The organism is Bacteroides sp. AF20-13LB, from assembly GCF_003603065.1.
GTDB classification, from domain to species: domain Bacteria; phylum Bacteroidota; class Bacteroidia; order Bacteroidales; family Bacteroidaceae; genus Bacteroides; species Bacteroides uniformis.
The window spans coordinates 174,130-189,334 of record NZ_QTMH01000005.1; the positions used below are offsets into that span (position 1 = coordinate 174,130).

Below are 15,205 nucleotides of genomic sequence, written 5' to 3' on the forward strand. Positions count from 1 at the left end.
CACATTTTTCGTTATCTTTGCTCATCTGCAATCTTAAATCAGAGGAAAGTGAAGATGAGACAGCATAACCTTCGGATTTTATTCTTTCTGCTCGTGCTTTGGGGAGTGGCGGTTGCCTGCTCCCGGCGCGAGGCACGTTTCCGTATCGGCGTTTCCCAATGTAGCGAGGATGAATGGCGGCGCCAGATGAACAGTGAGATACTCCGTGAAGCCCATTTCTACGAAGATGTGGAGGTGGACATCCGTACTGCCGTCGACGATAATGACCGTCAGGCAAAAGACATTCGTGAACTGATAGCCGAAGGGGTGGACCTGCTGATTGTGGCCCCTAATGAAGCCACTCCGATAACTCCGGTTGTGGAGGAGGCATACAACCGGGGCATTCCGGTGATTGTAGTGGACCGTAAAATCCTTTCGGACAAATACACGGCCTACGTTGGTGCAGACAACTACGAGATAGGGAAAGCTGTGGGAGAGTATGTGGCCAATGTGCTGCACGGGCAGGGAGATGTGGTGGAAATCTCAGGTTTGGTGGGCTCCACACCTGCCGTAGACCGTCATCAAGGATTTGTGAAGGCTATATCCGCTTATCCCGGTATCCGGTTGCTGGCCGTTGAAGACGGTGCCTGGTTGCAACTCAAGGCCGGAGAGAAAATGGATACTCTGCTGAGCCGCTTTCCGCATATCGACCTGGTGTATGCGCAGAATGACCGTATGGCGGCCGGAGCCTATGCTGCCGCTGCCCGAGAGGGGCGGGAAAAGGATATGCGGTTCATCGGCATAGACGCCCTGTCCGGCAAAGACTATGGAGTGGAGAAAGTGCTTGCCGGCGAACTGGATGCCACGTTTATATATCCTACCGGTGGCGACCGCGTGATGCAGATTGCCATGGATATTCTGAACAAGCGTGATTTCCCCCGTGAAACTATCCTGGGCACTTCCGTCGTCGACCGCGACAATGCTCTCATCATGAAGATGCAGACCGCCCACATCGGCACCCTGGATGGAAAGATAGAAACCCTGAACGGAAAGATAAACCAGTATTTGGCCAGTTATGCCACGCAGCAGGTTGTCTTGTACGGCAGTCTGTCCGCCCTATTGTTGCTGGTCGGCTTGTTGGTGGCTGTCTACCTCTCCTTGCGTGCCAAGAACCGGTTGAACCGTGAGCTGTCCATGCAGAAAAAGAAACTGGAGGAACAGAAAACCCAGTTGATACAGCAGAAGGAACTGTTGGAAGTGCAGAAGTCGCAGTTAGAACAGCTTTCCCATGAACTGGAGGAGGCTACGCATGCCAAGCTGGTGTTCTTCACGAATATTTCGCACGATTTCCGTACTCCGCTGACGCTGATAGCCGATCCCATAGAGCAGCTTCTTGCCAACCGCACCCTTGACGGACAGCCGCGCCAGCTCCTCGAGCTGATGAAAAAGAATGTGCATATCCTGCTTCGCCTGGTCAACCAGATACTTGATTTCCGGAAGGTGGAGAACGGGCGCATGGAGCTCCATCTCGAACCTTTTGATTTGCTCGACAGCTTCCGGGGCTGGAACGACTCTTTCCGCATGGCGTTGCTGAAGAAACATATTGCTTTCAGCTTTGAGGCATCTCCCGATACGGACTTCCGGATGATGGCGGATGCGGAGAAGATGGAGCGCATTTACTTCAATCTCTTCTCCAATGCCGTGAAGTATACGCCGGAGAATGGGAAGATAGCTATACGCTTGTCAATGACAGAGCAGAACTATAGCTTGTCTGTTTTCAATTCCGGCAGTTACATTTCTTCGACCGATGTGGAAGCTATCTTCGAGCGTTTTTATCAAGTGGACGGACATCAGGCAGGTACCGGTATCGGCCTTGCGCTGGTACGTGCTTTTGTAGAGATGCATGGTGGCAACATTGCGGCACACAGTGATGATAAGGGTACTACCTTCACCGTCACTTTCCCAAAGCAGGATGTTTCGCAGTACCATCCCACCATAGTGACGTTGCCTGCCGAAGAGAAGGACGTGTCGTCCACCCTGATAGATACGGAAGTGAAGGCATGCGAAGAGGTGGTTGAGGCTGATTGTCCTACTGTGCTGGTAATTGACGATAATGCGGATATTCGCAACTATGTGAAGTCACTGTTGACGCAAGAATTTCGCGTGCTGGATGCTGCAGACGGGACAGAGGGTATCCGGCTGGCCATGAAGTATGTGCCGGATGTGGTTATTTCGGATGTAATGATGCCCGGTATGGATGGTGTGGAATGTTGCCGCCGCTTGAAGGGGGAGTTACAGACATGCCATATCCCGGTGATTCTGCTGACGGCCTGCTCGCTGGACGAACAGCGTATCCAGGGCTATGATGGCGGTGCCGATTCTTATATTTCCAAACCATTCAATTCGCAGTTGCTCTTGTCTCGTGTCCGTAATCTTATTGCAAACCGCCGTCAGTTGAGGCAGTTCTTCGGAGATAACCAGACTATCGAGAAGGAAGCCATCAGTGATTTGGATAAGGGTTTCGTCTCCCGCTTCAAATCGCTTGTCGAGGAGAGGATGAAAGATGCGGAACTCAATGTGGAGGATTTGGGACGGAATATGGGTATGAGCCGTGTGCAGCTTTACCGTAAGCTGAAATCGCTGACCAACTATTCGCCGAATGAGCTGCTGCGCCAGATGAGGTTGAAAAAGGCTGCCTCACTGCTTGCCTCCTCTGACATGACGGTAGCGGAGATTGCCTATGAAGTGGGCTTTTCGTCACCTTCCTATTTCACGAAATGCTATAAGGAACAGTTTGGGGAGAGTCCTACCGAGTTTCTGAAAAGAAGGGGATAGCTGTTGTCTATCCCCCTTGTTCTTAATACACGTCTGTTTACTTCTGTAAATGATACTGGAACTTATTTCAGTATTTGAGGCAGGTTTTCCCTTCCCCAGAAGTAGTAAACACAGATTCCAATCCAGCTTGTGAGCAGGATGATAATTGCAACTAATAGTTTCTTCACGCCGTCTACCGGCCACTTCATGATTTCAAGTACGGCTTTGACACACAGAACCACACCGATAATCCAAATGATAAATCCAATCATAACCTGTGATATTTAGTATTGTTAATTAAAAACAAATAGAGACTACGCCTTATTCAGGAGCAGCCTCTATTCTTTATTTAGTAATCGGAATTACTCTGTAACTTCAGCGCCCCAATTTTCTTTGGAAAGACGCTTGTAGCTGTTGTAACGCCATTTAGCGTTTTCTTCAGCAGCCTTGAACAGCTCGTCGGCCTCCTGCGGATATTGCTTCATTACGGATGCGTAACGAACTTCACCCTTCAGGAAGTCTTGGAATCCGCTCCAATCCGGTTCCTTGCTATCCAGCGTGAACGGATTCTTGTCTTCAGCCTCCAGAGCCGGGTTGTAACGCCACAAGTGCCAGTAACCGCACTTAACGGCCTTTTCTTCCTCTGCCTGGCTCTTGCCCATACCTGCCTTCAGACCGTGGTTGATACACGGAGCGTAAGCGATGATGAGTGACGGACCGGGATATGCTTCTGCTTCACGGATAGCCTTTAAAGTCTGAGCCTGGTCGGCACCCATAGCGATTTGGGCAACGTATACGTAACCGTAAGTAGTAGCCATCAGACCGAGGTCTTTCTTGCGTACACGCTTACCGGCAGCGGCAAACTTGGCGATAGCGCCTACCGGGGTAGCCTTGGAAGACTGACCGCCTGTGTTGGAGTAAACCTCAGTATCCAGTACGAGGATGTTGACATCCTTACCGCTTGCGATTACATGGTCGAGACCACCGTAACCGATGTCGTAAGAGGCACCGTCGCCACCGATAATCCACTGGCTGCGTTTTACCAGGTATTGAGACAGACTGGCGATAGTCTTGCAGCTGTCGCACTTGTCTTTGGCAGCTTCTACCATCGGAATAATCTTTTCAGCCAGTTCCTTGCTCTTGTCTGCATCGTACATGTTTTCAATCCAAGCCTGGAATACTTCTTTGTATTCAGCCGGAGTTCCTTCTGCTGCGATGGCATCTTCCATAGCCTTCACGATACGTGCGCGCATCTTTTCGTTGGCAAGCTCCATACCCAGACCGAATTCGCAGAAGTCCTCGAACAATGAGTTAGCCCAAGCAGGACCGTGACCCTTTTCGTTCTTGGTATAAGGAGTAGAAGGTACTGAACCGGAGTAGATGGAAGAACATCCTGTTGCGTTGGCTACCATTTCGCGGTCACCGAACAACTGGGAAATCAGCTTCACATACGGAGTTTCACCACAACCGGAGCAAGCACCTGAGAACTCGAACAACGGAGTGGCGAACTGAGAGTTCTTTACGTTGGCCTTGATGTCAACCAAGTGTTGTTTGCTCTTCACGTTTTCAGCACAGTAAGTCCAGTTGGCAGCTTCCGGCAATTGACTTTCGAGGTGCTTCATAGTCAGAGCCTTGCCACCCTTCTTCGGGTTGCCCGGACAGACATCGGCACAGTTGCCACAACCCAGACAGTCGAGAACGTCTACCTGAATACGGAATGTCATACCGTCGAATGCTTTACCTACAGCCTTCAGTTGAGTGAAGTTGGCACCCTTCTGCTCTTCAGCATCGAGTACGAACGGACGGATGGAAGCGTGAGGACAAACGTAAGCACACTTGTTACACTGGATACAGTTCTCAGCGTTCCATTCGGGAACGAATGCGGCTACACCACGTTTCTCATATTTGGCAGTGCCTTGTTCCCAAGTACCGTCTTCAATACCCTTGAATGCAGATACCGGCAATAAGTCACCGTCTTGTGCGTTGATAGGACGAACCACTTCGTTGATGAATGCAGGATCGTTGTTTTCAGCCTTGGCGTCGTCTGCCAGATTGGCCCAAGCCGGGTCAACGGTCAGTTGCTTGTATTCGCCGCCACGGTCAACTGCTGCGTAGTTCTTGTTGACAACGTCTTCACCCTTCTTGCCGTAAGACTTAACGATGAATTTCTTCATCTGTTCTACAGCCAGGTCAACCGGAATAACGCCGGTGATACGGAAGAATGCGGATTGCAGGATGGTGTTGGTACGGTTGCCCAAACCGATTTCTTGTGCAATCTGGGTTGCATTGATATAGTAAACAGTGATATTGTTCTGTGCAAAGTACTTCTTCACCTTGTTAGGCAGGTTCTTGGCAAGCTCTTCGCCTTCCCAGATGGTGTTCAGCAAGAAAGAGCCGTTCTTACGCAAGCCGCGGGTTACGTCGTACATGTGCAGGTAAGCCTGAACGTGGCAAGCCACGAAGTTAGGCGTATTTACCAGGTATGTAGAGCGGATAGGAGTGTCGCCGAAACGCAGGTGCGAGCAAGTGAAACCGCCTGATTTCTTGGAGTCGTAAGAGAAATAGGCCTGGCAGTGCTTGTCGGTGTTGTCACCGATAATCTTTACGGAGTTCTTGTTGGCACCTACTGTACCGTCAGCGCCCAAACCGTAAAATTTGGCTTCGAACATACCTTCGCCGCCCAATGCGATTTCTTCTTCCTGGGGCAGAGAAGTGAAGGTAACGTCGTCCACGATACCGATAGTGAAGTGGTTCTTCGGCATCGGCATAGCCAGATTCTTGTAAACGGCGAGGATTTGAGCAGGAGTAGTATCCTTGGAACCCAAACCATAGCGGCCGCCTACGATAACCGGAGCATTCTCTGCACCGTAGAAGCAGTCTTTTACGTCGAGGTACAACGGTTCGCCGTTAGCACCCGGTTCTTTCGTACGGTCCAGTACGGCAATCTTCTTGGCAGTCTTGGGAACGGCGGCAAGGAAGTGCTTGGCAGAGAACGGACGATACAAGTGAACGGCAACCAAACCTACCTTTTCGCCATTGGCAACGAGATGGTCGATAGCTTCGCGGGCAGCTTCCGTTACAGAACCCATGGCGATGATAACGCGTTCTGCATCTTCTGCACCGTAGTAATCGAACAAACCGTACTTGCGGCCTGTGATTTTGGAAATCTCGTTCATGTATTCCTCAACGATAGCTGGAACTGCTTCATAGTAGTTGTTGCAAGATTCACGGTGTTGGAAGAAGTGGTCGGGATTTTCTGCCATACCACGTGCCACCGGGTTCATCGGGTTCAATGCACGTGCGCGGAATTCAGCCAAAGCTTCCTGGTCGATAAGCGGAGCGAGGTCTTCGTTCTCCAACATTTCAATCTTCTGGATTTCGTGAGAAGTACGGAAGCCGTCAAAGAAGTTCATAAACGGAACACGGGCCTTGATGGTGGCCAGGTGGGCAACACCTGCCAAGTCCATAACTTCTTGTACAGAACCTTCGGCCAACATGGCGAAACCAGTCTGGCGTGCAGACATAACGTCCTGGTGGTCACCGAAGATACACAGTGCATGGCTTGCCAATGTACGTGCTGATACGTGGAATACACAAGGCAGGAATTCACCGGCAATCTTGTACATGTTCGGGATCATCAGCAACAGACCTTGTGAAGCTGTGTAAGTAGTAGTCAGCGCACCGGCTTGCAGAGAGCCGTGAACGGCACCTGCAGCACCGCCTTCTGACTGCATTTCCTGTACCAATACTGTTTCGCCGAAGATGTTCTTGCGACCTGCGGCAGCCCATTCGTCTACGTATTCAGCCATCGTAGAAGAGGGGGTGATGGGGTAGATGGCAGCTACTTCGGAGAACATATACGAGATATGTGCAGCAGCCTGGTTACCATCACAAGTAATGAATTTCTTCTGTTTAGTCATAACTAAATTGAATTATTTATTTAAGTAAAAAAATCTCTCTCTTAATACAAGAAACCGAATAACCAGAGAGGTATTTGGTTGCCTCGGCCTATTTCCGCCTTATGCAGTACATAAGTAACTCCCGGATTATTCTTTATCTTTGTTCCTTCCGGACAAATCTTGAAAGGCATCACCTCATCTACCATGAAGGAGATGTTCTTGTCACCCTTGTTCACTTTGTGGTCCTTCCACATTGTGTTGGCAAAGAAAGTGTCCAGTACGTCTTGTTCTTCCACCTTGACGGGATAGATGGAATACATCAGATTTGAATTATGCATCATTATCTTCGACGGCTTCTTGGGGAATTCTTCTCCTTTCGGATAGACCATATTGATGAGTCGTGCGTCTGCCAGATACTTGATGTAATTCATTACTGTGGCGCGGGAGGTCTGTATGTCGTTTGCCAGTTGGCTGACATTCGGCGCTTTCGGTCCGTCCACGGCCAACAAATATAGTAATTTCTTTATCTTCGAAAGGTATTTCAGCTCAATTTGTTTGATGAGCAGGATATCCACTTCCACCATCATGTTCATCGTCTTGAGCAGATTCTCCGAAAAGTTACGCTTTTCAAGGAAGAAAGGGTAGAAGCCGTGGTGCATATAGTCTTGCATGTAGTCCAATGGACGTACTTTGGAGAGGATGCCTTTGGCTATCTGTTCGTGGTTGCTCAGGATTTCTTCCAACGGATAGGCATGGAACTTCATGCCCGTCTGCAGGTTCAGGTATTCGCGGAAGGAGAAGCCGCGCAGGTTGTAGCTCTTCACGATGTCGCGCAACTCCATATTCTCCTCTTTCAGACGCATCACGGACGAGCCGGTGAACACGATTTTCAGGTTGGGGAAGCGGTCGTAGCACATACGCAGTTCCTTGCTCCATTCCGGGTACTTGAATACTTGGTCTATCAACAGCACTTTTCCTCCGCGGCGCTGGAATTCGGCGGCGAACTCCACGATGCCATGTCCGGAGAAGTAAAAGTTGTTCATGTTGATGAAGAGGCAGGAGCGGTCTGTGCCGAATTTCTCTTTGGCATATTGCAGCAAGAAAGTAGTCTTACCTACGCCTCTTGTGCCTTTGATACCGATAAGACGGTCATTCCAGTCTATTTCGTCCATTAGGTCGCGGCGTACGGGGGCATTGGTATGCTCTACGAGATAAGCGTGTGTACGGTAAAATGCTTCCATGCTTTAAATTCGGTTTATCGGGCGACAAATATACGGCTTTTTTATAGATTTGCAAAGTAGAGATGGCAAAATATTATATAACTTTGCACTCTCATACAAAACGTGAGTAATTGGTTAACATTTGAAAGATGAAACTTTATGTGTTCAATCCTGATGCAGATATGGCATTGGGAAATAATGAAGAAAATTATATGGCGCCCGCTACCATCCGCCGTATGGCTGAAGACTTGGCTTTGTTGCCGATTTGGTATGCCCAGCCGGGTAGTGGGGTACTGGCCTCTTCCGCCTATAATGCAGATTATCTGAAACAGATGCAACAGTTGTTCCGGCTGGATGTGCATTTGGTGACAGAGCCGGAGCTGCCCGATTATGCTGATGTGCGGGTAATGCCTTGGGGATGGAACCCCGCTATCCGTAAACGGATGTTGAAAGGCGGTGTTCTGGAAAAAAATCTTCCTACGCCGGATGCTTTGGATAAATATCGTATGAAGGCTGTCCGTAGTAACGCTTTGGCTTTTCGCGCACTTTTCTATTTCAATAAAATAGATTATACTTGTGGTGACGGTTGTTGCTTGGTGGAGGCTGATGGTAGAATGACGGATATCTCTCCGGATATTGTTGATCGTTACAAGGAGGGATGTGTGTTCAAATCACTTTGGTCGGGAAGTGGAAAGGGATTGTGTTGGTGCCGTCATGGCTTTACGAAAAATGTTTCCGATTGGTGTAGTAGGGCGCTGAAAGAAAATAGAGGTTTTGTGATGGAGCCTATATTTGATAAGGTGGAAGACTTTGCCATGGAATTTTATTCGGATGGTCGGGGAAAGCTTCTTTTTGTCGGCTATTCCCGTTTTGTTACGGATGACAAAGGGGCATATCGTGGTAATATCCTTACTTCGGATGAGCAAGTGGAGGAATGGATTCAGCAATATGTACCCTTTGAAGCATTTGTACGCATACGCAATATGATGCAGAAAGCATTGGAAACGAGTTATGCTACATCTTATATGGGTTTCTTGGGTGTGGACATGATGGTCTGCCGTCAGAAGGAAGGGCATCCGTATGCCATCAACCCCCATGTCGAAATAAATCTACGGATGAATATGGGAATCGTTTCCCATGTGCTTAGTGATCATTTCATTGTCCCCGGTGGGGAGGGACGTTTCTCCATTGATTGTTTTCCGACCCATGAAGCTTTGATGGAGCGGCATGAGCAGGATATGCAAAGCTATCCGCTGGTGGTGAAGGACGGCAGGGTTGTTTCCGGCTATCTGCCTCTGGTACCGGTCACTCCGAAGAGCCGTTACCGGGCTTTTGTCTGTGTCACTGCTGCTGAATAGCTTCGCTTTCGTTTCCGCAACGGTCTATGGCTGTCACGGCAAAATATTTTCGGGCAGTCCACGGGCGGATGGGGGCATAGGTATATTCCGTACCTTGTACTCGTTGTGCCAGGATATTCTCCGGATTGGAGGTATCTACGGGATAGGTGTCCGAACCGTAGATTACATACATCGGAGCATTCCGCTTGTCATTGTCCGTGGCGGGTTGCCAGCTTAGTTTCCAATAGCCGTTTTCCGGTGTTTCCACCGTGAGTCCGGAGGGAGGTGTAGGAGCTACATTGTCTATCCACGGCATGGCGGGTTGCAGGGCCGGGGCGGTATAGAAGTCTTCTTCCAGCGCCTCATAAAGCCCTTGCGTATTGTCCATCAGATACTTCACGCGGTAGTGTGCCTCGCCCGCCAGACCGTGGGCGCGGATAAAGTGCATCTGCCGTTCAATCTCGTCCAGCGTCCAGTTCCCTTCGCTGGGGTCGAGGAAGTAGATGCCCAGACCGGGAATGATTTGGCGTCCGTTACTTTGTTCCTGCCAGTCGAGGGCAAAGGGATAGAAATGATTGCCACGGAAATAGAGCATCGGATAAATCTGGTCCTGGATGCCCTCGCCCAGCCAACCCTGCACGTCTTGATAGACGGTGTGGAAGGCATTCCAGCCACGGGAGGGGTAGCGGGAAGTGTCTTTGTATTTTCCTACCGGGCAGGTGCTGACCTTTACCCAGGGTTTCATGGCTTTTACACCTTTATATATATAGCGTACTATTTCCGTCAGGTTGTCTCTGCGCCATTGGGCAAGGCTGCGTCCTTTGCTGTATTTGCGGTAGTCGTAGCTGTCGGGAAAACGGGGGGCGTTTTCCGGATAGCGCAGGTAGTCGAAGTGTATCCCGTCTACATCGTAGCGTTCCACCACTTCGCGGACAAGGCTCATCAGGTACTCTTTGGTTTGCGGATGTCCGGGATTCAGGAAGTATTCGCGTTTGTAGGGTACGCAGATGGCGCGTTTCTTTTTGGTGACGGACTCTTTACCGAGGGCGGCTACATGCTTGCGGTTGCCCAGAGGGATGGTCACCATCCAGGCATGGCACTCCATACCGCGCTTGTGGCATTCGGCTATGGCAAAAGCCAGCGGATCGTAGCCGGGGTCGCCGCCCACCTTTCCGGTCAGTATGGAGTTGTAGGGCTCGATGGCTGATTTGTAGAGGACATCTCCCCGTGTACGGGTCTGGAACAGTACTGTGTTGAAATTGGCGGCTTTCAGTCTGTCCAATATTTCAATCAGTTCGGCCTGTTGCTTGCGGATGCCTTCGGGCGAAGTGGCGCGTGTCTGCGGCCAGTCCAGGCCATAGACGGCGGTTATCCAGGCGGCACGCACTTCATGCTTGGGCGGTTGCGCAGCCAGTGGCAGCAAGATGGCCATATATAGTAAAATGGAAATAATTCGTTTCATTTTTCTCTTTTCTTCTTTATTTCTGTCATATTTCTCGGCGAAGATAAGCAAAACACCCGATTATTTTGTGCTGTTTACTTGGAAACTGTTACATTTGCATACATTAAAGATATTAACACGCCATGATTACATTTACGCTTTGCCTGCTGGCGTTGATAGCCGGCTATTTTATCTACGGACGCTTCATAGAACGCGTCTTTGGTCCCGATGACCGCAAAACACCCGCCCTTACCAAAGCCGATGGTGTGGATTACATTCCACTGCCTACTTGGAAAATCTTTATGATACAGTTTCTCAATATTGCCGGGTTGGGACCTATCTTCGGTGCCATCATGGGAGCCAAGTTCGGTACGGCATCCTATCTGTGGATTGTACTTGGCAGTATCTTTGCCGGTGCAGTGCACGACTATCTTGCCGGTATGCTCTCCTTGCGGCATGACGGGGAAAGCCTGCCGGAAATCATCGGACGCTATCTGGGGCTGACCACCAAGCAGGTGATGCGCGGCTTTACCGTCATCCTGATGATATTGGTGGGAGCTGTCTTTGTGGCAGGGCCGGCCGGACTGCTTGCCAAGTTGACCCCCGACAGCTTGGATACCACCTTCTGGATTATTGTTGTTTTCGCTTATTATATCTTTGCCACTTTGCTGCCGGTAGATAAGATTATCGGTAAGATATACCCGCTGTTCGCCGTTGCCCTGCTGTTCATGGCGGTCGGTATTCTGGTAATGCTTTACGTCAACCATCCTGCATTGCCGGAGATATGGGACGGATTGCAGAACACGCATCCCGATGCGGTTGCATTGCCCATCTTCCCCATCATGTTCGTCAGCATTGCCTGCGGTGCCATCAGTGGCTTCCATGCCACGCAGAGTCCGCTGATGGCACGTTGCATGACAAGCGAGCGCCACGGACGCCCCGTTTTCTATGGGGCAATGATAACCGAAGGCATTGTAGCTCTGATATGGGCTGCCGCCGCCACTTATTTCTTCCACGAGAACGGGATGGGGGAGACGAATGCCTCTATCATTGTAGACGCCATTACAAAAGACTGGCTGGGTGCCGTAGGTGGTGTACTGGCCATTCTGGGTGTTATTGCCGCGCCTATTACCAGTGGCGACACGGCTTTCCGTTCAGCGCGCCTCATTGTGGCGGATTTCTTGGGAATGGAACAAAAATCCATGCGTCGCCGTTTATATATATGCATCCCGATGTTCCTGGTAGCCATTAGCTTGTTGCTTTACAGCCTGCGGGACAAGGATGGATTTGATATGATTTGGCGTTATTTTGCCTGGGCCAATCAGACTCTGTCCGTCTTTACGTTGTGGGCCATTACGGTCTATCTGGTACGCGAGAAGAAAGGACGTTATTATTACGTCACCTATTTCCCGGCATTATTCATGACGGCTGTGTGTACCACTTACATCTGCATTGCTCCCGAAGGTTTCGGGCTCGGTCCGAATTATGCGCTGGGCATAGCCTTGATAGCTGTTGTGCTGGCTGCTATTTGGTTTAATATTTGGTATTTTAAGACGACTAAAAAACTTTGGTAATGAAGAAAATCAAGAAATCTACCGGGCTCACGTTGGCCCTGCTTATTTACGTTTCTGCTACTGCCGCTTATTTCCTTCCCCGCAATACGGAAATCAGCGATACTGAGAAGTATGTCACCGTAGCTGCTTCGTACCTCATTGTATTTGTGCTGTGGCTGGTGCTTCGCAAGAAGGAGGCGCTGCAACGCAAGCGATTCGAAGAAGACAATAAACAACATTGATTATTTACTCAAAAAACAGAACAAGATGAAAAAACTGGCATTATTCGTTTGCTTGCTTGTTGTCACAGTGGCAGCTCAGGCACAGTTTGAAAAAGGTAAGTGGATTTTGAACCCGTCCATCACCGGTTTGGAATTTTCTCATGACACGGGAACCGACAAGACAAGTTTTGGCCTTGAAGCCAAGGGAGGTGCTTTCCTGCTCGACAACATCGCCTTGCTGGTGCATGCCGGGGCTGCTTGGAATACCGGAGGGTCTGACCTCGATGTCTATACGCTGGGTGTAGGTGGACGTTATTATTTCGACAAGATTGGCGTGTATCTGGGTGCCGATGTCAATGTGGACCGTTGGGATTGGGGACATGATTTGGATGATACCAAGTTCTCTTTCGGTCTGGAAGCCGGTTATGCGTTCTTCCTGACCCGCACGGTGACCATCGAACCTGCAGCTTACTGGAACGTCAATAGCGACCGTTCTAAATTCGGTCTGAAGGTAGGTTTCGGATTCTATTTCTAATCTTATTTTCCTGCTACTGCAAGTTTTTTTGCAGTGCCGCTGTAAATGTGTTGCAGTGGCACTGCATAAATGTTTGCAGCAGTACTGCAAAAGATATGCAGTGGTTTTGCAGTAACGTTTTGCTTAGAGCAATGCTGCATATTTTCTAACTTGTTTCAAGCGCTCCATGAGTGTTTGGTCACTTTCAGCCAATTGCATGTTATAGTCTAGCTGCATTCGCATCAGCAAGCTGGCACTGATTCCCAAGGCTGCTTCAAAGAGCAATGCTGTAGATGTTGTGAGGGGACGTCGACAGTTCAAGATGTCGTTTAGTACCTTATATGAGATGCCGGTTTGTGCAGCAAGCTTAGTTTGGGGTAATTTTCTATTTTCCACCTCTTCTTTGAGTAATTCACCCGGATGTATAGGGCGTTGGCATTTATAATTTCCCATATTCATAATCATTTATAGTGGTTCGATAATTCCAGGATATTACATATTGTCACTACGGTTTCAGATGTACTCTGCTTTACTGTGAATTCTATGCGGTATTGGTCATTTACTCTAATGGAAGAAATACCTGCTTTATCTCCTTTCAATACTTCGTAATGAAACGACCGAATGGCGTAAAGCTCTTCGATATTTTGAACGTATTCCAAGGTCTTTATGCGCAACTGATATCGTTTCACCATTTGAGGCTGAAAGCGATATTTCTTATCCTTTGTTTTTCCTTCCTCATATAGTTGTTGCAAGTATTCCTTATCAAAGTGTATTTCCATTGTTTTTAGATTGTTTTCATTGTGCAAAGGTAATGTATATCTCCAATATTCCACTATAAAAGTGGATATTTGTTGGTTGCCTGGATAACGTGAAACTTTTTATATGTTAATGAAAGTAGAGGCTGGTTTTGAACATTATAGCAAAAATCCTTATATTTATACTCGAAGTATGAATCCTAAAAGCAAAATGCCATGAATAGAGTTTGTATTACCTTATTGCTTTGCTGCTTGTCATCTTGCCGAATGAATAAGACGGAACGCATGGAAATGTCTGAAGATTCCATAGATACAGTAAGGATAGACCAAGGGGTGGGAAAAAAAACAGTGAGCGATAGCCTCAAGATAGGGATTGCGGATGATGGTGACTACTTGCAAAGACAATTGCTTGCCATTCACGAAGAACTGAGAAAAAGATTGAATAATACACCATATACACACATTCAGAGGAATGTGACCGGATATGGGGTGGGGTTGCATTGCATCGATATAGATTTGATGGTGAATACTCCCGAGCGGCAGAAAGAGTTCCGGGAGAAGATAATGGACTCCCCCGTTTTCTGTTTTCATGGTGTAGAAGTCCCCGTCATCAACGAGAGAGTAGGCAGGAACCATATTCGTGGCATCTATATCCGTCCCGAATATCCGGTCTTTTCAACGAAAGCTCTCCATGCGACATTCATCCTCAGCAATCACAGCGGCGGAGATTTGATCTGCGGCGAGCATTACTACTTGACGTTCGAAGACGAAAAAGGTACTTGGCGGGAATTGCCGATAAACGCTGCCTTTTGGGACATCGCCTATGTGCTGCGAGATGGGGAGGAAAGGGTTATGAAAGCCTCCCTTTATCCGGATGTGCATCCCAACAAGCCGGGACGCTACCGTTACTTTTATGAGATAACCATCAGGAGGAAACCTGTCTTGATGATGGCTGAGTTCAGACTGACGGACAATGAGGAAGAATGGAGAACGGCGGAAAAGACATCTCTTTCCCCTTATGTTTCGGATGCAGGGAAGGGCGGGAGCCCACAATTGATAACGGAAGAGCCAATGGAAGAACCGGTCTATAAAGTAATGGAAGTGATGCCCGAGTTTCCGGGAGGTATGAAAGCCTTAATGGATTTTATTCAAAAGAATATCCGTTATCCGGAAGAAGCCCGTAAGAATGGCATTCAAGGAAGAGTTGCTGTCAGCGTGGTGATTGACGAGAATGGTCGTGTGACGGACCCCGTTATTATGCGCAGCAGGTATCCTGCCTTGGATGAGGAAGCATTACGGATTGTAGGATTGATGCCACAATGGAAACCGGGGATGCAGCAGGGTAAAGCCGTGAAGGTGGAATTTACTTTTCCGGTTACTTTTAAATTGGAGTAGTAGCACCGGTAAGATTAAGCACAAAGACACGGAGGCATAGAGTTTTATTCTTTTTCCTTGAATTTAATATCTCTGTG

Annotated in this window: 12 protein-coding genes; 6 read left to right on the top strand and 6 right to left on the bottom strand. The window is 48.7% G+C overall.

The annotated features are described in order from the left end of the window. The first annotated feature begins 54 nt into the window (after positions 1-54). A complete protein-coding gene (locus DWX62_RS07395) occupies positions 55-2,814 on the top strand; it encodes a substrate-binding domain-containing protein (RefSeq protein WP_005835619.1) in 2,760 nt (919 codons plus the stop codon). A 62-nt stretch (positions 2,815-2,876) separates the two neighbouring features. Here the strand turns inward: DWX62_RS07395 and DWX62_RS07400 are convergent, their stop codons facing one another. The 3 genes from DWX62_RS07400 to DWX62_RS07410 form a co-directional block, all read right to left on the bottom strand. Continuing rightward, positions 2,877-3,065, bottom strand: a complete 189-nt coding sequence (locus tag DWX62_RS07400; RefSeq protein WP_005826290.1) for a hypothetical protein — start codon at positions 3,063-3,065, stop codon at positions 2,877-2,879. A gap of 90 nt (positions 3,066-3,155) precedes the next feature. Continuing rightward, positions 3,156-6,713: a pyruvate:ferredoxin (flavodoxin) oxidoreductase gene (gene nifJ / locus DWX62_RS07405; protein ID WP_120172664.1), complete on the bottom strand. Its 3,558-nt coding sequence runs from the start codon at positions 6,711-6,713 to the stop codon at positions 3,156-3,158. A 41-nt stretch (positions 6,714-6,754) separates the two neighbouring features. After that, entirely contained in the window at positions 6,755-7,933 is a 1,179-nt protein-coding gene (locus DWX62_RS07410) for an AAA family ATPase (RefSeq protein WP_005826292.1), read from the bottom strand. Between the two features lie 128 nt (positions 7,934-8,061). Between DWX62_RS07410 and DWX62_RS07415 the strand changes: the two genes are divergently transcribed. Next, a complete protein-coding gene (locus tag DWX62_RS07415; protein WP_005826294.1) occupies positions 8,062-9,270 on the top strand; it encodes a hypothetical protein in 1,209 nt (402 codons plus the stop codon). Here DWX62_RS07415 and DWX62_RS07420 read toward each other — a convergent pair. Continuing rightward, the gene (locus DWX62_RS07420; protein WP_243636250.1) at positions 9,254-10,711 is read right to left on the bottom strand and encodes a family 10 glycosylhydrolase; all 1,458 of its coding nucleotides are present in this window, start codon (positions 10,709-10,711) and stop codon (positions 9,254-9,256) included. The genes DWX62_RS07415 and DWX62_RS07420 overlap by 17 nt on opposite strands. Positions 10,712-10,833: 122 nt before the next feature. Between DWX62_RS07420 and DWX62_RS07425 the strand changes: the two genes are divergently transcribed. From DWX62_RS07425 to DWX62_RS07435, 3 genes are read left to right on the top strand one after another with little or no spacing between them, the layout of a single operon-like run. Then, positions 10,834-12,264: a carbon starvation protein A gene (locus DWX62_RS07425; protein WP_008663941.1), complete on the top strand. Its 1,431-nt coding sequence runs from the start codon at positions 10,834-10,836 to the stop codon at positions 12,262-12,264. Further along, positions 12,264-12,485: a hypothetical protein gene (locus DWX62_RS07430; RefSeq protein ID WP_005826297.1), complete on the top strand. Its 222-nt coding sequence runs from the start codon at positions 12,264-12,266 to the stop codon at positions 12,483-12,485. The genes DWX62_RS07425 and DWX62_RS07430 overlap by 1 nt, the downstream gene beginning before the upstream one ends. Before the next feature lie 25 nt (positions 12,486-12,510). Then, a complete protein-coding gene (locus tag DWX62_RS07435) occupies positions 12,511-12,999 on the top strand; it encodes an outer membrane beta-barrel protein (RefSeq protein ID WP_005826298.1) in 489 nt (162 codons plus the stop codon). A gap of 123 nt (positions 13,000-13,122) precedes the next feature. Here DWX62_RS07435 and DWX62_RS07440 read toward each other — a convergent pair whose 3' ends face one another. After that, positions 13,123-13,431, bottom strand: coding sequence for a HigA family addiction module antitoxin (locus DWX62_RS07440; RefSeq protein WP_172679934.1), 309 nt, complete (start codon positions 13,429-13,431; stop codon positions 13,123-13,125). Between the two features lie 8 nt (positions 13,432-13,439). After that, entirely contained in the window at positions 13,440-13,757 is a 318-nt protein-coding gene (locus tag DWX62_RS07445) for a type II toxin-antitoxin system RelE/ParE family toxin (RefSeq protein ID WP_005826303.1), read from the bottom strand. A 192-nt stretch (positions 13,758-13,949) separates the two neighbouring features. On the opposite strand from DWX62_RS07445, the gene DWX62_RS07450 reads away from it, so the two are divergent. Continuing rightward, positions 13,950-15,128 (top strand): energy transducer TonB, encoded by a 1,179-nt coding sequence (locus DWX62_RS07450; protein ID WP_009036555.1) that lies wholly within the window; start codon positions 13,950-13,952, stop codon positions 15,126-15,128. Positions 15,129-15,205: the final 77 nt, after the last annotated feature.